Source organism: Novosphingobium sp. Chol11, from assembly GCF_945870625.1.
GTDB lineage: Bacteria > Pseudomonadota > Alphaproteobacteria > Sphingomonadales > Sphingomonadaceae > Novosphingobium.
In genome coordinates, this window is the sequence record NZ_CAMBTS010000022.1 from 1 (window position 1) to 16,122 (window position 16,122).

The window sequence follows — 16,122 nt, forward strand, 5'->3', positions numbered from 1 at the left end:
GGGCGCGCTGCGCCTTTGCGGGCCAGCAGGCTGGGGCTGAGCGATGCAAAGGATTTGGTCTCGTTCATGGCTTTGTCGCTCCCGCTTATGAGCCAATGACCCGGCGGCCGAAGCCGCCGGTTGGGCGCGGTGAACCAGAAGCGGCAGTAGCAGCAGACGATGGCGGCACGGCAAAGACGGTGCGCCGGAAGTTCTTCTCGAGGCGCTCCGAAATATAAGTCCACAACGCCGCCACTTCGGCGGCGGAGCGGCCCGACGGATCGACTTCCATGACCGTCCGGCCATCGATCATCGATGCGGCGAAATCGACGCGGTGATGCAGCGTAACCGGGGCCACGGTGCCATGCTGAGAAAGCGCGACGGCCGCCTCCGAGGTGATCTTGGCTTTGGCTGTGGCGGCGTTGACGACGAAAATCAGCGGCTTTTCGGCGCGCTCGCACAAGTCCACAGTGGCACCGACAGCGCGCAAGTCATGCGGGCTGGGGCGGGTGGGCACGACGATGAGTTCGGCGACCGCGATGACCGACTGGATGGCAAGGGTGATGGCAGGCGGGGTATCGATAACGGCCAGTTTGAAGCCCTGTTGGCGCAGAACACCCAGATCGCTGGCAAGGCGCGCTACTGTTGTCTGGGCAAATGCGGGAAAATCGGCCTGACGTTCATTCCACCAATCAGAGAGCGAGCCTTGGGGATCAATATCAATCAAAACGACTGGGCCGGCGCCGGCGCGCTGCGCCTGGACGGCAAGGTGACCAGACAAAGTTGTTTTGCCAGAGCCCCCTTTCTGTGATGCCAACGCCAGTACCCGCACGATAACCCCCTGCAAAACCCGTATCGGTCTCGCCCAGAGAAATCGCAGAACTCCGTCAACTTTTGGTTAATGTCGCGCGCGGCATTCTGCAGAAAGCCTGTTTTGTGCGGCTTGCTATGGGTAAATCTTCGCTAACGCGTCATTTACCGTGGCGATACTATAGAAAGCTGCCGCGCCGGGCCACACCGACGCTTGCTTCGAGCCAGAGCGCGCGGCATCGTTAACTAAATCCTCGCCGATGCGGGGGACCATTGGGAGGGGCGACCCGCAATGCGCGCAGTTGTGATCAGGGTGCTGGGGGCGGCTGCCATCGGCATCGCCGGATGTCATTTGGCGGCGGCCGCCGCTGCCCCAGCAGCGCCTGCGCCTTATGCGCTGCAAGTGCGGGCCGGGGTCGATGCCTGGTCGGGCGGCGACTATGCGACCGCGGTCAAGGCGTGGACCGGGCCTGCGGCCAAGGGTGATGCCGATGCGCTGTTCAACATGGGGCAAGCCTAGAAACTAGGCCGCGGCGTGCCCAAGGATATTGCCAAGGCGGAGGAATGCTACAGCAAGGCGGCCAGACTTGGCCACGTTCGTGCAGCCGATAACTGCGGTATCCTGCTGTTCCAGGCCGGTCGGCAAGGAGAAGCCTTGCCGTGGCTCGAAGCCAGCGCCGATCGCGGCGAACCGCGCGCCATGTATGTTCTGGGCGTCGCTGCGTTCAATGGCGATTTCGCCGCCAAAGATTGGGTGCGGGCTTATGCCTTGATGACGCGGGCAGCAGGGACCGGCCTTGCGCAAGCCGTGACCAGCCTGACAACAATGAACGAGACTATCCCGCTCGCGCAGCGCCAGATGGGGGCCTCGCTCGCCGCCGATCTTGAGCGCCAGGCAGAAGATCAGCGGTCCCGCCAGCTTGCTGCCGTCGATCTGGGAACGCCCGCGCAGCCAACGCCGCGCGCTTGGGCCGCCCCGCTGAAGACGGTGGATTTGCCGCCAGCATCTGTTGGCGCTGAGGCAGGGACGGAGCCCGCTGCCCCGCCTGTTGCCGCGCCGCCGCCGCCGCCCCGAAAGGTCTCACCGCCCAAACCGGCAACGCAGATTGCCGCGCAGACTGCACCGAAGCCTGCGGCCAGCACCAGCAACAGCACCAGTACGGGCGGGGGCAAGTGGCGCATCCAGCTTGGCGCGTTTGGCCAGAAAGCCAATGCCGACGCCTTGTGGGCCAAGCTCAGGAACCGCCCCGAAATCGCCGGGCACGCGCGCATCGATCTGGGCTCGCCGATCACCCGTCTGCTCGCGGGAGGCTATACCCAAAGCGCCGCCGAGCGCGCGTGCAGCGTGTTGAAGGCGGGCGGGTTCGCCTGCCTTTTGGTCGCACCCTGATCGCGCAGCCTGCGGGCCGCATTGCGGTCATTGATTTCATCCGGGGCTTCGCGCTGCTGGGGATTCTGGCCATCAACGTCACGGGCTTCTGGGGCCCGCAGCTGGCCACGTTCAGCCCGCTATGGCCGCGCGCGGAGCCCGGCGCGGCGGCGTGGTATGCCACCGCCTTCGTGCTGTTCGAAGGCAAGATGCGCGCGCTGTTCACGGTGCTGTTTGGCGCCAGCCTGATCCTGTTTATCGAAGCGGCGGAGCGGCGCGGCGCGAACGGCGATCTGGCGCAGGCCCGCCGCCTGTGCTGGCTCGCGCTGATCGGTTATGCGCACTATTTGCTGCTGTGGTGGGGCGATATCCTGTTTGCCTATGCGCTAAGCGGGCTGCTCGCGCTGGCGCTGCGGCGGATGCCGCCTGCCGGGCTGGCAGCGTTCGGGCTGATGCTGTTTGTCTTCAGCCACGGGCTGGCCGCGATCGGCGATCTGGCCGGCATCGCCGCCGAAGCCCGGGTGCTGGCGGGCCGGGCCAGCACCGCCGAAATGGCCGACCAGGCGGCGATGATGCAACGTATCGCTGCCTCGATGGCGCTCGATACGCGCATCCTCAACGCCGGCTTTGGTCAGGCCATCGGGCTCAGGCTGGCCAACGCGCCGTTGCTGCCGTTCGAGACGACGCTGGCGACGCTGACCGAGACGTTTCCGCTCATTCTGCTGGGCATGGCACTTTATGGAAGCGGCTTTTTCGGCGGAGGTTGGAGCCGTCAGACGCTGCGGCAGCTGGCATGGGGCGGGATCGGCGGGGGCGGCGCGATCTCCTTGGCGCTGCTCGGCTGGATATGGCAGCATGATTTTCCGCCGCGCGCGATGTTTGCCATGCTCGGCGCGCTCACCGCTGTGCCGCACCTGCTGATGGCGCTAGGCTATGCCGCCGCGCTGCTGCTGGCCTTTCCGCGGCTGGAGCGCAGCCGCGCAGGCCAGCGGATCGCGGGGGCGGGGCGCACTGCGCTTACCAATTATCTGGGCACAACGCTGCTGATGTGCGCGATCTTTTCCGGTTGGGGCCTTGGCCTTGGCCCGGAAATGCCGCGCGGCTGGTTGCCCGCGTGCGTGGTGCTGGGCTGGGCCGCGATGCTCGCCTGGCCCGAGGCATGGCTGGCCCGCTTCGGCATCGGCCCGATGGAGGCGCTGTGGCGCAAGCTGACATGGTGGGGCGAGGGCCGCGTTTTCGGGCGATAGAACGCTGCGCCGCTTTCATCGCGGCGAAACCAACGCTAAGTAGTCTGCCAAGAGGGCACTTGCCGCCCGCACCAAGGCCCTCATGCCACTTTCCCTTGCGACCCGGCTTTCCTGGCACTGCCCCGAGCCGACCGATATCCTGCTGCAGATCGAAGCCGCCGCCGAGGCGGACCAGCGGCTGATCGAGGCGGCGCTGGAACACACGCCGTGCGCCAGCCTTCGCCGCGTGGCCGCGCAGGATGGGATCGGCACCCGCATCTGGCTGCATCATCAAGGCTTATTCGAGGTTACGTATCGGGCGGCTGTGGAGGTTTCGCGCGCAGCGGCGGACCTTGGCGGGTTGATCGCCGTTGCCCCGCACCAGCTGCCGGGCGAGGCGGTGCCCTACCTTCTGGATTCGCGCTATTGCGCCGCCAGCCGATTCGTCCCCTTCGTCGAGGAGGGGTTCGAAGGGCTGGAAGGGGGCGAGAAGATCCGCGCGCTGCGCGATTGGATTGCGGCGCATTATCGCTACGTTTCCGGATCGAGCAATGCCCAGACCACTGCGGTGGACAGCTTTGTCGAAGGGCGCGGTGTGTGCCGCGATTTTGCCCACACGCTGATTTGCTTCGCACGCGCCGCCGCCATCCCGGCGCGTTTTGCCAGCGGCTATGGCCCCAAGGTCAAGCCGCAAGACTTTCATGCGGTTGCCGAGGTGTATCTGGCCGACGCCGCCGGGCAAGGCGGCTGGCATCTGGTGGACGCAACCGGGATGGTCGATGCCGCCACTTTCGCGCGCATCGGGGTGGGGCGCGATGCTTCGGATACCAGCTTCCTCACCAGCTTTGGCAATGCCGAATTGCGCAGCATGGAAATTCTGGTCAGCGAATAAGGCTCGCAGCCCGTGCACGATTTGGGCATGATCCAGATCGTTAACGGCTGAGCGGTATAGCTGGCGCCCGGGATTGGCAGGGAGCGCGTGGCGGGTATGAATGCGAGCGGACTGATGGCCTTCTTGCGGCTGCACTGGGTGCGCGCCGGGCTGGGTTTTGCCGCGATGTCGCTCGCCTCGGTGCTGGCCTTCCATGTCGGCGCGGATCTTGCGCAGTATGTGACGGCCAAGTGGCGCGCGCAAGACAGCGCCCCGCCCGCCGGCGCGGCGGCGCAGCCGGTTGCCGGCAAACCCAGCCCCAAGCCCAGCCCTGCGCCAAACCCCGCGCCGGAAAGCCCCTTCGTGATCAAATCGATCCTCAAGATCGACGGGCCGATCAAGTTCGGGCAGTATTTCTGGGATGAGAGCAAAGCGCCGGATGGCCCGCGCTCAGGCCCGCTGGTGATCACCGTCGATGTTCAGGCGCGCACGATCTCGGTGTTTCGCGGCGGGCATGAGATCGGCGCAGCGGCGATCCTGCGCGGCTTCGGCGACAAACCGACGCCCACCGGCATTTTCCCGATCACGCAAAAGGACGCGGACCACATCTCCAGCATCTATGATGCGCCGATGCCCTATATGATGCGGCTGACCAACGACGGCGTCTCGATCCACGGCGCCAAGGTGGAACGCGGCTATGCCACCAACGGCTGCGTCGGCGTGCCCAACGAATTTGCCAAGCGCCTGTTCGAACAGGTCAGCCTTGGCGACAAGGTGATCATCACCGACGGCCAGCGGATTGGGGTTGGCGATCCGATTTTGCCGGGGGCGTAGGGGCGGCGGTCACCCCCATCCAGCCTGCGCTAACGGACTGCGTCCGTAAGCTGCGGCATCCTTCCCCCATCGAGGGGGAAGGGGGAGAAAAGGTGACAGAGTTTACACTGTGTAACCTTTTCTGGTGGCGGAAAAATATATTTGAAACAAATAGATATGCCGCGAGAGTGACAAGGTGACACTCTGCGCGTTTCGCGGCAAGTTTACAGGATCAAAGAGCGGGGAGCAGCATTCTTGCAGGTTTGCGCCGTGTAGGAAAGGCACCCCCATCCAACCTTCGCTAGCGGGCGAGCCCGCAAGCTGCGGTATCCTTCCCCCATCGAGGGGGAAGGGGGGCGAGCGGATTAATCGACCGCGTAGACCCGGTATTCGACGCCGCCTGGCACGATGCTGCCAACGCCGACGGCGCAGATGTGATTGAGCCAGGCGTACTTTTCGCTTGCCGTTTCGAACAGCGGCGCGACTCTGAAGTAATACTGTGAGGGGTCGGGGCGGTCGGCGGCGCTCGTGTCGAGCACTGCCGCCTGAATTTCAGGGGGGATAACGATTCGGCCCAGATAAGTAATGTAGATCAGCGCGCCGTCGTCGGTTTGCGCGCAGGCGCGGACATCGACCGCGATCGAGCCATCTGCGCGGATCTTGACCCAGTCAGCGCCGCCCTGGGACAGGAATGTGCCGCTGAGGCGTTCGCCCTTGAATGTGCCGCCGGTTATACAATTGATCGCGCGGTAACCTTCCGGGGTCGGGCCTACTGCGATGGGATCAGCAAGATCGAAATGCGCTTCGTAAAGCAGCGTGCCGGATAAGGCCATTGGTGTTCCCTTTCAGTAACCGGTGATCTGGCGGGCCAGCGCAGGGCGGTCTTCCCATGCGGTCTGGGCGAAGAGGGCGGCGAATTGTTCGTCGCCTTCGGTGACCAGCCAGTGAACCTGTTTGCCGTTCACGGCCTTTTCGACCGTTTCGGCCACCTGTTCGGGGGTGACGTTGACGCCGAGCAGCTCGATTGTCTTCGAAGGGTGGTCGGCGGCGAGGACCATGGGGGTCTTCACGTAAGCCACCATGATGTCGCAAACCCAGATGCCTTCGGCTTCCAGTTCGATGTTGAGCCCTTCGGTCAGGCCGCGCACGGCGAACTTGCTCGCGCAGTAGATCGCGTGTTCGGGAAGCCCATAGATCGATGCGGCCGAGCTCATCGTGATGATCCGGGCGTCCGGCGCTTTGCGCAGGAAAGGCAGCGCGGCGTGGATGCCGTTGACCACGCCGTTCACGTTGACATCCATGACGGCATGGAGCTTTTCGAGCGGTGTATCGGCGAAAGTGCGCATGTCGAGAATACCGGCGCAATTGAACAGGACATCGAGCTTTCCGTGCGAGGCTTCGGCAAAGGCCGCGATGGCGGTGGCCAGTCCACCTGCATCGAGCACGTCGGCGACGAAGGATTGGGCTGGCTCGCCCAGCTCCTCCTGGACTTTCGCCAACGGCGCTTCGTTGCGGTCGCAGAGGCCGACGCGCCAGCCTTTGGCGGCGAAGCGGCGCGCGGTTTCAAGCCCGATGCCGGAGGCTGCTCCGGTGATGAAAATTGCGCGCGCAGTGGTTATGTCGTTCATCGCATCCTCCGTGGTTTTGTTTATTCAGCAGAGTACGGTACCTTTCGTGGCTAGCAAGCGCCAACCTGAACGTGCCCCTCCACCATTCTACGGCCACGGGCGCGCTGGCGCGCCCGGCTTCGCCGGATGGCCTGCCCCCGGCAGGCCATTTTCCCGGCTACGCCCCCCTCCCCGTTCCGGGGAGGTACTTGGTTTTAGCGCGGTGCCATGCGGATCGCGCCGTCGAGCCGGATCGCCTGCCCGTTGAAATAGGCGTTGCGGACGAGTTCGAGCGCGAGGCTGGCGAATTCCTCGGGTTTGCCGAGCCGCTTGGGGAAGGGGACCGAGGCGTTGAGGCTGTCGAGCACTTTTTCGGGCAGGCGGCCGAGCAAGGGCGTGTTGAAGATGCCCGGCATGATCGCGTTGACGCGGATGCCAAGGTCCATCAGATCGCGCGCCATCGGCAGAACGAGGCCGTTGACCCCGGCTTTGAGCGAGCCATAGGCGACCTGCCCGATCTGCGCGTCTTGCGCTGCGACCGAGGCGGTGAGCACGATTGCGCCGCGCTCGCCGTCGTCGAGCGGATCGAGCGCGGTCATGCCCAGTGCGCTGAGCGAGGCGATGCGGTAGCTGGCAACGAGGATGCCTTGTGCGGCGTATTCATAGTCTTCGGTCGAGAGGCGGGTGTAGGTGCCGGTTTCGCGGTCGCGGCTCAGGGTCTTGCCGCGGCGGCTGGTCATCGCGCAGTGGACGCAGACGCGCTCTTGCCCATGCGCGGCGCGCGCCTTGGCGAGGCCATCGAGCACCGATTGTTCGCTGGTGATATCGACCTTGCAGAACAGGCCGCCGATGGCGGCTGCGGCTTCTTCACCGGCCTCTTCGTTGATATCGAAGATGGCGACTTTCGCGCCTGCGGCGGCAAGTGCCTCTGCCGTTGCTCGGCCAAGGCCTGAGGCTCCGCCTGTAACGACGGCGCTCACGCTCGAATCTATCCTCATCCCCGTGTTCTCCTTCTTTAACCGTATGATTAAGCAGGGGCGGGGGTCAGGCGCAAGCGGGATCAGAGCAAGGTGTAAGCCTCGCCCAGCGCGGCGCGCAGCTTGTCGAGCGCCTGCGCTTTCAGTTGATGGACGCGCGGCACGCTGACCTCCAGCGCCTCGGCGATTTCAGCGAGGTTCAGTTCCTCGACGAAATAGAGCTGAATGACCATCTGCAGCCGCTCGGGCAGGCTGGCGATGGCGTCTGTCACATGCTCGCGGGTTTCCTGATCGGCGAGCAGGGCAAAGCTGTTTGGCCGGTTGTCGGCAAAGGCCATATCGCTATCGGAATAAGCATCGTCGATGGTTTCGAAACGCAAGGGTTCGCTCGCGGTGCGCAGATCGGCAAGCTCGGTGGCGGACATCCCCATCGCGGCGGCAAGCTCGGTGTCGTTCGGTTCGCGGCCCAGCTTGCCCGCCAGCGCCGCGGCCTGTTCACGCAGCAGGCGGCGCTTGTCGGACGCGGCGCGCGAGAGCGGGGTGGAGCGGCGCACCAGATCGACCATCGCGCCGCGCACGCGCAGCTTGGCATAGGCGGCAAAGCCATCCTCGGTCGGCCCGGTGTGGCGCTGCGCGCATTCGGTGAGCGCGACCAGCCCGGCCTGCACCAGATCGTCGATCTCCATCCCTGCGCGGCCCGAGCCGTGGACATGCCAAGCGAGCCGCCGGACCATGGGCAGAAAGCGGCGGATGCGGTCGGCCGCGCCGCCCTGATAGGCACGGGCCGCGGCGAAGCTGCGGTGATTGTAGTTCATGCGGCAAGGCCCTCAGGCTGCAGCTCTGGCTGATGCGCCAGTGCCGGTAGTTCTTGTTGCGAAGGAGTTTCCCCGCCGATCACGTCGATGACTTCGATCGGCTGGGCAGGCGGCAGTTCGGAAATGGACAGGACCAAGCAGTGCGGCGTGCGCTGGCGCAGCAACGCCGCGAGCGCGCGGCGCGCGCGGGGCTGAACGATCAGCGCCAGCGGCGGCGCGGCGGGGCCGCGCTGCGCCAGGATTTCGCCGATGCGGGACGCGATGGCGCGCGCCAGATCGGGTTCGATCACCGGCTGGCCAGTCGTGGGATCGTGCATCCCGCCCACGATCATCTGTTCTAGGCCGGCTTCGAGCGTGAGCACGCCGAGCCGATCGTCCGGCCCGCAGATACGCGCGGTGATGAGCCCGCCTAGCTCGGCGCGAACGAGATCGACGAGGCGGTCATGGTCAGTAGTCTGGAGGACGCCCTCGCCCAATGCGGCCAGGATCGGCAGGGGGTGGGCGATGCTGATGCCATCTTCGAGCAGCGCGCGCAGCAGGCGTGTGAGCGCGCCGAGCGAGAGTGGCTGGGGGTGAATCGCCTCGACCAGGCTGGAGGCGCGTTCGCGCACGCCATCGATAATCGCGCGGACTTCATCGGGGCCGAGCAGCGCGGCGGGGCGATCGCCCAAAAGCTGGTTGAGATGGGTGGCGACGACGGTGCCGGCATCAACGGTGAGGAAGCCTTCGGCGATGGCATGATCGCGCTGCGCCGCGTCGATCCAGATGGCGGGGCAATCGAAGCTGGGGTCGCGCGTTTCCTCGCCGCGCAGCCCGTGGTTCGCGCGCGCCTCGCCCGCATCGATGGCGAGCACCTTGTCGGGGCGGATCGTGGCGCTGCCCAGCATCACGCCGCCCAGCAGAATGCGATAGGCGTTGGGGGGCAGATCGAGCGAATCGCGCACGCGAAATTGCGGAACGATGAAGCCGAACGACTGGCTCAGCTGTTTGCGCACCCCAGTGATCCGCGAGACCAGCGGCGAGCCGCGCTTTTCGTCGACCAGATGGACGAGGCCGTAGCCCAGTTCGATCGTGACCAGCGTATGATCGGATACGTCATCAAGCATAATGCGCGCGGGGTCGATCGCTTCGACAGGGGCGACAATGATCGGCGCGGGACGGTCTGCGCGCTGCTTGAGCGTCCACCACAGCCAGAACGCGAGGCCCGATGCGGGGAGGAATACCATCTGCGGCATCGCCGGGATCATGCCGATCGCGCCGAGGATGACCGCGACCGGCAACCATGTGCTTGGCTGCGCGAACTGTCCGCCGATCTGGCCGGTGAGATCGCGGGCATCCGAAACACGCGTGACGATCACGGCGGCGGCGATGGAGAGCAGCAGCGAGGGCACCTGCGCCACCAGCGCATCGCCCACCGCGAGGGTGATATAGCGCTGGGCGGCCTCTTCGGCGGTCAGCCCGTGGCTAAGCATGCCAAGGCAGAAGCCGGCGATGATGTTGACCGCGAGGATGAGCAACGCGGCAATGGCATCGCCTTTGACGAACTTGCTTGCGCCGTCCATCGAGCCATAGAAATCGGCCTCGGTCGCCACTTCGACCCGGCGCGCCTTGGCTTCGTCGGCGCCCATGATCCCGGCGGCGAGATCGGCATCGATCGCCATCTGCTTGCCGGGCAAGGCATCAAGGGTGAAGCGCGCGGACACTTCGGAGACGCGGCCCGCGCCCTTGGTGACGACGACCATGTTGATGATCATCAGGATCATGAACACGAACAGCCCGACCGCGAAATTGCCGCCGATCAGAAACTCGCCGAAGCTTTCGATGACCTGGCCCGCCGCCGCGCCGCCCTCGTGGCCCATGACCAGCACGATGCGGGTGGAGGCGACATTGAGCGACAGGCGCAGCAAGGTGGCGAATAGCAGGACCGAGGGGAACGAGGAGAAATCGAGCGGTTTTTCCGCGTTCATCGCGGCCATCAGGATGGCGACCGACAGCGCGATGTTGAGCACGAAGAACATGTCGAGCATGAACGCGGGGATCGGCACGATCATCAGCGCGATAAGCGTGAGAATGCCGGTCGGGAGCGCGAGCGCGCGGGGACTGCCGAAGCGTTTGAGCACTGCCGCTAAATCCCGAGCGCGCGCAATTGGCCATAGGCCGCGCGGACATGGGCGGGCGCTGCGGTGCCTTCACCCAGCGCAAAGGCGGTGCGCAAGGTATCGGCCATCGAAGCGGCACGCGGGGAAGTACTTGGGGCAGCGCTGGCGGCGGATTGATATTCCTGCGCGATCGGGCCGCCGCTGAACGCGGGAGGGGCCGGCACACCAGCGGCAAAAGATGGCGCACCCTGCACGGCATTGCCGCCCATGGCCGCGTCCATCTTGCCGCGCAGCAAGTCCATCACCGCGCCGACCGAACGCGGCGCATTGCCGCTGAAGAAAATCGCGTGGTTGGCCCCGGCGGCTTTGGGCAGAAGGGCGGCGGCGCTTTGCGCAGGATCGGCATCGAGCGCGGCGAGGAACTTGGCCGCGCCATCTGCGCCGAGGAAATGCGCGAGATAGAGTTCGGCGTGGTCAGGCGCGCGGCCCAGCACCCCGCTCAGCGCGTTGCGATTGTCATTGGCCAGCGCGCCGGCCATCAGCGCCGAAAGCTGAGGATCGCCGCGCAGCGCAAGCATCTGCGCGCGCATGCCGGGGCATTGATGGCGGAGCGATCAAGCCCATAGTCTGCGCCGTGGCGGCCCAGCGTTTCCATCCAGGTGCCGCCGGTGAATTGATAAAGCCCGGCCGCGCTCGAAGTGGCGGCGCGCGCCGCAGGATTGAGGCCCGATTCGATCCGGGCCTGCGCCAGCAGATAATTGAAATCGACGCCGGTCGCTTCAGCGGCGCGGGCGATGGCGCCGTGCACTTCACCCGAACCGCTGGTGCGGGCCGGGGACGATGGCCGAGGCGGCGGAGTTGCAATCAGGGTTGGCGAACTCAAGGTGTGGCCCTTTCGATCTGCCGGAAACAGGCGATCGAAGTGGGATCAGCAAACACCGTGCCAAACGCGGCACATCGCGCATCCGGCTTAGCCGATCAGCGGATTCGGCCAATGCGAACAGCGGCCGGGTGCGCGCGGTAAATCGCTTGCTGGCCGGTTATCGCGTCAAGCCGCGCCGCGACATTTGCCGCAATCAGATTGCGGACGCGCCGGTTTGCCTCGTTCAGCCGCTTGGCCGCATCAAGCAGCCCGCGACATTCCTCGTCCACCGCTTCGCGCGCGGTAGTATCAAGCCTGCCGCACAGCGCGCTCTTATCGAGCGTGCAGCCCATGATCACATCGACATCAAGCCCGGCAAGCGCATGCCGTTCGTCTTCCAGCACGGCAAGCATCTGCCGAAGCGTATCGCGCAGTTCGATGGGCCGGCGGATCGGCGCGGAAGCGGCGAGGTGTTGCTGGACTTGCGGGCTCACTGATGGCTCCTCAAAAGAATGCCAGCCGCGATCATCGCGTCGGCAATCTTGGCGGGGGTAATCGGATACTTGCCGGTTTCGATGGCGCGGCGGATGGTCAGCACGCGCTCGGCATCGACCGGGGGCTCGCCCGCCTTGACCGCATCGCTGGTCGCAATCTGCGGCGCATTAGCGGAAGATACGTTCCCCGGTTGCGCATTTTCGGCGGGCACCGCGCTGGGCGTTGCCGACTTGACCGCCAGACTGGCCGGGGCATTGACTGGTTTGCCTTGCACCGCGCCTACCGGGCGTGCTGCACCGATTTCGAAAGATGACATGGAACCGCTCCTACACTTCTACATGAGGTAGGACGGCGGTGCGGGGAGCCCATTAAGGGCAGGCGGCGGATTTTTGCCGGATCGGCTACTCGACCGGCATTTCGGCAAGTCCGGGACGCATGATGCGGGCCCGCACTGGGCTGGTCTTGGGCCCGGTGCGCACCCGGATCCATGCGCCGACCGGGCCGGATTCGAGCGCCTCTGCGGGCTGCGAGACAGTGAAACCATCGCCGACGACGGCCACCGTGATGTTCTCGCCGCGCTCGACCGCCGCGGTGGCTGGTTCTTGCCGCGCGGCGGCGGTGACTGGCACGAAAATGCGCCAGCTGCCGGCATCGGGGCATAACACGCTGACGCTGGCGTGCGCGCTGCCATGCCAAGCCAGCGCCAACGGCGCCGCGCAAGCCGCCAGCCGCAAGCGGCGGTCAACCGGCAACGCCGCCCCGCCAGAAACGCCGATCGGCTGGCCGGTGAACGCGGCAACCGCGTTGTCGATGGCGCTGAGGCTGGCGAACTGGCCGGGCGCAGCTTGGGCAGGGCTGGCGGCAAGCGCGAGCATCAAGGGCAACAGGCGGGCGGGGTTCATCGGTCAGACTTTCGGGAAGTGCGGTTCGATCACAGCAAAGCAATCACCGTGCCACTTGCTCTTGATCATAGGCGAGCGCGACAATCGCGCCATCGGCAGGGCCGGCCTCGACCACGATGCGCGCGTCGGTAGCGCGCAGGCCAGCTTCGCCGGAAAGCGCCTCTGCGCGCGCGAAGGCCGCGGCCTGGTGGCCCTTGACGAAACGCACGATGATCGTGGGACGAAGGCGCGCGTCGCGCGCTTCGCTCGCCAGCCAGCCAGCCAGCGGCGGTGCGCCTGCGCTGTCTGTCCACACCGCGACAGGCTCGCCGCGCAGCGAGGGCGCGATTTGTTGCACGGTTTTGGGTGGGGGCGCTGGTTTGGGCGCCGGGCTCGGCTTGAACGGCGATTGCGGGCCTTCCGGCGCATTGGCCAAAGCCGCCGCAGTGATCATGAACATGATCAGCGCGAGATCGGCCAGAATGATCTGCCATCCGCCCGGAGCCGAAGCCATCGGGCCTGTATGCGGGGCAACAGGGCCAATCATGCCACGACGCGCGGCGGATTCTCGCGATCGATGAAGCGCCGTTCGGCTGGAAACTCCGGCTCAAGCTGGCTCACCATCCAGTCAAACAGCGCTTGGCGCGCCTCCTCTTCGGTTTCGGCCCGGCGTTCGACCGCGCGCGCCAGCGGGGCGAACACGATGTTGGCAAGCAGCAGACCATAGAGCGTCGATAGCACCGCCATCGAGATCGCCCCCATGAACATGCCGCGCGCCAAGCCATCGGCGGGCAATTGGCTGAGCGAGATCAGCGTGCCGGCGAGGCCGAACACTGGCCCAAGTTCTGCCGCTTGCGCCAGCGTGCGCGCGGCGGCTGCGGCGGCGCTGAGCCGGGCGGCTTGCCCGGCGGCTTGCTGCTTGGCCATCGCCGCAATCGAGCGCGTTTGCACCAGCACCGCCAGCGCCTCGTCGAAGCCGCGATCCCCCAGCGGGCGAAATTGCACGCGCAGCAGGCCATCTGCGCGAACCCTCGCGGCCATCGGCGCAATGATCGCGCGGACACTGGCGGCGTCAAAGCTTCGGCGCGGCAAGGCAGCCAGCGCGGCCATTGTCTTGCGGCAATCCTCGATGCCGCTGCGCAGCGCGGTGGCAAGCACCGTGCCGCCAACGACAATTGCCGCCGAAGCCAGATCGAGCAGATGCGGTGATGGCATAAGGTTTTCGCGCGGCCTCCTGTTCATTGAGAACGGCATGCAGGCGCATTGCTTCAGGCCTTCGGCCACATTTTGCCGGTCATGGGCAAGAATCTGCCGCCGGTTTGCTGCGGATCGCCGCTGCGCAGCGGCTTTGGGCAATTGGCATGGCTGTTGCATAACCCACCTGCATGGACACCGATTGCAAGGATCGCACACGATGAGCGAGGGGCTATTTGGCATTCACGGCATGGCGCTTGCGCTGCGGGCGCAGCGCATGGGCGTGCTGACCTCGAACATCGCCAATGCCGGAACACCGGGCTACAAAGCTAAGGATATCGATTTTGCCGCCGCGCTCAAGGCGCGCACCGAAGGCAAAAGCGAGGCCAGCGCGATTGGCGGGGCCACACTTTATCGCGTGCCTGTCATGCCCAGCCTTGACGGCAACACGGTCGAAATCTCGACCGAGCAGACCGCCTTTGCCGACAATGCGGTGGGCTATTCCGCCACGCTGTCGTTCATCCGCGGGCGGGTCGAAACAATAACCCGCGCGATCAAGGGCGAATAACGGCCATGGGCAATTCCTTGAACCGCAATCCGATGACTTTGTTCGAGGTGGCCGGCCGTGCGATGTCGGCGCAGCTCGTGCGGATGAACGCGTCGGCCTCCAATCTGGCCAATGCAGGCACCGTTTCCGCTTCCGAAGAGGAGGCTTATCGCCCTGTGCGCCCGGTCTTTGCACAGCAGCTCGATGCCCGCACCGGCCTTTCCACTGTGCGCGTCAGCGGGCTGATCCGCGAGAACGCTGCGCCGCTGCGCACCCACAATCCCGATCATCCGCTCGCCGATGCCAATGGCGATGTATGGGCCGCGCCCGTCGATGAGAACGCCGAGATGATCGAGATGCTGGAAAGCTCGCGTCAATACCAGAACGTGGTCGAAGCCATGCAGACGGCCAAACAGCTGATGCTCGAAACGATGAGGATGAAATGACCACAATTAACCCACTTGGCAATCAATTCAGCGCGCTGAACAATGTGTCGAACACCGCCATCACGACCAACCAGAAGAGCGGCCTTGGCGGGCTTGGCGGCGAAGATTTCATCAAGCTGCTGACCACCCAGCTGAACAATCAGGACCCGACCGAGCCGATCGACAACAGCCAGATGATTGCGCAGCTCGCGCAGTTCTCAAGCCTTTCCGCCACCAATTCGATCAAGGACACGCTGTCCTCGATATCGGACAAGCTCGACCGGGTGCTGCCCGGCGATGTGGTTTTGCCTTCGTAACGCCAGCAAAGGATTTCACCGATGTCGTTTTATACCTCGCTCAATGGCCTTAAGAATGCGCAGACCGATCTCAGCGTGCTTAGCCACAATATCGCCAATGCCGAGACAGTGGGCTTCAAGAAAAGCACCGTAGCGTTTGCCGATATTGTCGCTGGCAGCGCGTTCACCAAACCCAAGCTGATCCAGGGCATCGGCGCGACTGTCGAGGCGATCAACCAGAACTTCAAGCAAGGACCGATCGAGCAGACCGGCGCTGCGCTCGATGTCGCGATCAACGGTGATGGCTTCCTCACCATCAAATCCTCGCTCAATGGCGATACGCTCTACACGCGCAACGGCGCGCTCTCGGTCGACGGCAATGGCTTTATCGAGCGCGGGATCGGCAATCGCCTGCAAGTGTTTCCCACCGACGCCGCTGGCGTGGTGACGGGCACGACGTTGATCGATGCCGAAATCCCGGCCACGAACGCGGCGGGCGCGCAGTTTGCCGGGGTGACGATCGCCAAGAATGGGAATGTCTCGGTTTCGTTTGCCGATGGCACGAACGAAGTGGTCGGCAAGGTTGCCCTCGCCACCTTCATCGCGCCCGGTGGGTTGCGGCAGGAAGGCTCGTCCAACTGGTCGGCCACCGGCATTTCTGGCAGCCCGGCCTACGGCCAGCCCGATGCCGGATTTTATGGCGGGCTGCTGTCCGGCGCGATCGAACGCTCGAATGTCGATATTGCCGAGGAACTGGTCGGCCTGATTACTGCGCAGCGCAATTTCCAGGCCAACGCCAAGGCGATCGATACTTCTACGCAGATTACCCAGACCATCATCCAGCTGCGCAGCTGAG

22 protein-coding genes and 1 pseudogene are annotated in these 16,122 nt (G+C 65.1%); 10 read left to right on the forward strand and 13 right to left on the reverse strand.

Annotation, left to right across the window (positions count from 1 at the left end):
- Nucleotides 1–85 precede the first annotated feature (85 nt).
- Entirely contained in the window at nucleotides 86–811 is a 726-nt protein-coding gene (locus Q0O40_RS05785) for a ParA family protein (protein WP_295527381.1), read from the reverse strand.
- A 270-nt stretch (nucleotides 812–1,081) separates the two neighbouring features.
- Between Q0O40_RS05785 and Q0O40_RS05790 the strand changes: the two genes are divergently transcribed.
- The 6 genes and pseudogenes from Q0O40_RS05790 to Q0O40_RS05815 all read left to right on the forward strand — a co-directional run bounded on the left by Q0O40_RS05790 (nucleotide 1,082) and on the right by Q0O40_RS05815 (nucleotide 5,089).
- On the forward strand, nucleotides 1,082–1,309 hold the full coding sequence (locus Q0O40_RS05790) for a hypothetical protein (RefSeq protein WP_295527383.1): 228 nt from the start codon (nucleotides 1,082–1,084) through the stop codon (nucleotides 1,307–1,309).
- Nucleotides 1,310–1,321: 12 nt separating this feature from the next.
- Nucleotides 1,322–1,378 (forward strand): annotated as a pseudogene (locus tag Q0O40_RS05795) (hypothetical protein); the annotation flags it as partial.
- 183 nt (nucleotides 1,379–1,561) lie between these two features.
- The gene (locus tag Q0O40_RS05800; RefSeq protein ID WP_367183722.1) at nucleotides 1,562–2,179 is read left to right on the forward strand and encodes an SPOR domain-containing protein; all 618 of its coding nucleotides are present in this window, start codon (nucleotides 1,562–1,564) and stop codon (nucleotides 2,177–2,179) included.
- Nucleotides 2,128–3,405, forward strand: coding sequence for a DUF418 domain-containing protein (locus Q0O40_RS05805; RefSeq protein WP_295527385.1), 1,278 nt, complete (start codon nucleotides 2,128–2,130; stop codon nucleotides 3,403–3,405). The genes Q0O40_RS05800 and Q0O40_RS05805 overlap by 52 nt, the downstream gene beginning before the upstream one ends.
- An 82-nt stretch (nucleotides 3,406–3,487) precedes the next feature.
- Nucleotides 3,488–4,276: a transglutaminase family protein gene (locus Q0O40_RS05810; protein WP_295527387.1), complete on the forward strand. Its 789-nt coding sequence runs from the start codon at nucleotides 3,488–3,490 to the stop codon at nucleotides 4,274–4,276.
- Between the two features lie 96 nt (nucleotides 4,277–4,372).
- Nucleotides 4,373–5,089, forward strand: coding sequence for a L,D-transpeptidase family protein (locus tag Q0O40_RS05815; RefSeq protein ID WP_295527390.1), 717 nt, complete (start codon nucleotides 4,373–4,375; stop codon nucleotides 5,087–5,089).
- Between the two features lie 344 nt (nucleotides 5,090–5,433).
- On the opposite strand, the gene Q0O40_RS05820 is transcribed toward Q0O40_RS05815, so the two are convergent.
- From Q0O40_RS05820 to Q0O40_RS05875, 12 genes are all read right to left on the reverse strand, one after another.
- Nucleotides 5,434–5,901, reverse strand: a complete 468-nt coding sequence (locus Q0O40_RS05820) for a DUF3237 domain-containing protein (RefSeq protein WP_295527391.1) — start codon at nucleotides 5,899–5,901, stop codon at nucleotides 5,434–5,436.
- Between the two features lie 12 nt (nucleotides 5,902–5,913).
- Nucleotides 5,914–6,696 carry an SDR family oxidoreductase gene (locus tag Q0O40_RS05825; RefSeq protein ID WP_295527394.1) on the reverse strand — a complete coding sequence of 261 codons (783 nt, stop codon included), beginning with the start codon at nucleotides 6,694–6,696 and terminating at the stop codon, nucleotides 5,914–5,916.
- Between the two features lie 194 nt (nucleotides 6,697–6,890).
- Nucleotides 6,891–7,673 carry an SDR family oxidoreductase gene (locus Q0O40_RS05830; protein ID WP_295527397.1) on the reverse strand — a complete coding sequence of 261 codons (783 nt, stop codon included), beginning with the start codon at nucleotides 7,671–7,673 and terminating at the stop codon, nucleotides 6,891–6,893.
- A gap of 62 nt (nucleotides 7,674–7,735) precedes the next feature.
- Nucleotides 7,736–8,467, reverse strand: a complete 732-nt coding sequence (locus tag Q0O40_RS05835) for a sigma-70 family RNA polymerase sigma factor (RefSeq protein ID WP_295527399.1) — start codon at nucleotides 8,465–8,467, stop codon at nucleotides 7,736–7,738.
- A complete protein-coding gene (locus Q0O40_RS05840; protein ID WP_295527401.1) occupies nucleotides 8,464–10,587 on the reverse strand; it encodes a flagellar biosynthesis protein FlhA in 2,124 nt (707 codons plus the stop codon). The genes Q0O40_RS05835 and Q0O40_RS05840 overlap by 4 nt, the downstream gene beginning before the upstream one ends.
- A 5-nt stretch (nucleotides 10,588–10,592) precedes the next feature.
- Entirely contained in the window at nucleotides 10,593–11,156 is a 564-nt protein-coding gene (locus tag Q0O40_RS05845; RefSeq protein WP_295527404.1) for a hypothetical protein, read from the reverse strand.
- A complete protein-coding gene (locus Q0O40_RS05850; RefSeq protein ID WP_295527406.1) occupies nucleotides 11,105–11,449 on the reverse strand; it encodes a transglycosylase SLT domain-containing protein in 345 nt (114 codons plus the stop codon). Before Q0O40_RS05850 ends, Q0O40_RS05845 begins: the two co-directional genes overlap by 52 nt.
- A gap of 95 nt (nucleotides 11,450–11,544) precedes the next feature.
- Nucleotides 11,545–11,922 (reverse strand): flagellar protein FlgN, encoded by a 378-nt coding sequence (locus Q0O40_RS05855; protein WP_367183721.1) that lies wholly within the window; start codon nucleotides 11,920–11,922, stop codon nucleotides 11,545–11,547.
- Entirely contained in the window at nucleotides 11,919–12,239 is a 321-nt protein-coding gene (gene flgM, locus Q0O40_RS05860) for a flagellar biosynthesis anti-sigma factor FlgM (RefSeq protein WP_295527410.1), read from the reverse strand. Before flgM ends, Q0O40_RS05855 begins: the two co-directional genes overlap by 4 nt.
- 85 nt (nucleotides 12,240–12,324) lie before the next feature.
- The gene (locus Q0O40_RS05865) at nucleotides 12,325–12,825 is read right to left on the reverse strand and encodes a flagella basal body P-ring formation protein FlgA (protein ID WP_295527412.1); all 501 of its coding nucleotides are present in this window, start codon (nucleotides 12,823–12,825) and stop codon (nucleotides 12,325–12,327) included.
- A 43-nt stretch (nucleotides 12,826–12,868) separates the two neighbouring features.
- A complete protein-coding gene (locus tag Q0O40_RS05870) occupies nucleotides 12,869–13,318 on the reverse strand; it encodes a hypothetical protein (RefSeq protein ID WP_295527414.1) in 450 nt (149 codons plus the stop codon).
- Nucleotides 13,319–13,347: 29 nt separating this feature from the next.
- Complete coding sequence (locus tag Q0O40_RS05875; RefSeq protein WP_295527416.1) at nucleotides 13,348–14,019, reverse strand: MotA/TolQ/ExbB proton channel family protein; 672 nt, start codon at nucleotides 14,017–14,019, stop codon at nucleotides 13,348–13,350.
- A gap of 199 nt (nucleotides 14,020–14,218) precedes the next feature.
- Between Q0O40_RS05875 and flgB the strand changes: the two genes are divergently transcribed.
- From flgB to Q0O40_RS05895, 4 genes are read left to right on the forward strand one after another with little or no spacing between them, the layout of a single operon-like run.
- Nucleotides 14,219–14,566 (forward strand): flagellar basal body rod protein FlgB, encoded by a 348-nt coding sequence (gene flgB, locus Q0O40_RS05880; protein WP_295527418.1) that lies wholly within the window; start codon nucleotides 14,219–14,221, stop codon nucleotides 14,564–14,566.
- Between the two features lie 32 nt (nucleotides 14,567–14,598).
- The gene (gene flgC / locus Q0O40_RS05885) at nucleotides 14,599–14,991 is read left to right on the forward strand and encodes a flagellar basal body rod protein FlgC (RefSeq protein ID WP_295527468.1); all 393 of its coding nucleotides are present in this window, start codon (nucleotides 14,599–14,601) and stop codon (nucleotides 14,989–14,991) included.
- Nucleotides 14,988–15,287, forward strand: coding sequence for a flagellar hook capping FlgD N-terminal domain-containing protein (locus Q0O40_RS05890; protein WP_295527420.1), 300 nt, complete (start codon nucleotides 14,988–14,990; stop codon nucleotides 15,285–15,287). Before flgC ends, Q0O40_RS05890 begins: the two co-directional genes overlap by 4 nt.
- Nucleotides 15,288–15,308: 21 nt before the next feature.
- Complete coding sequence (locus tag Q0O40_RS05895; protein WP_295527422.1) at nucleotides 15,309–16,121, forward strand: flagellar hook-basal body protein; 813 nt, start codon at nucleotides 15,309–15,311, stop codon at nucleotides 16,119–16,121.
- Nucleotide 16,122 lies beyond the last annotated feature (1 nt).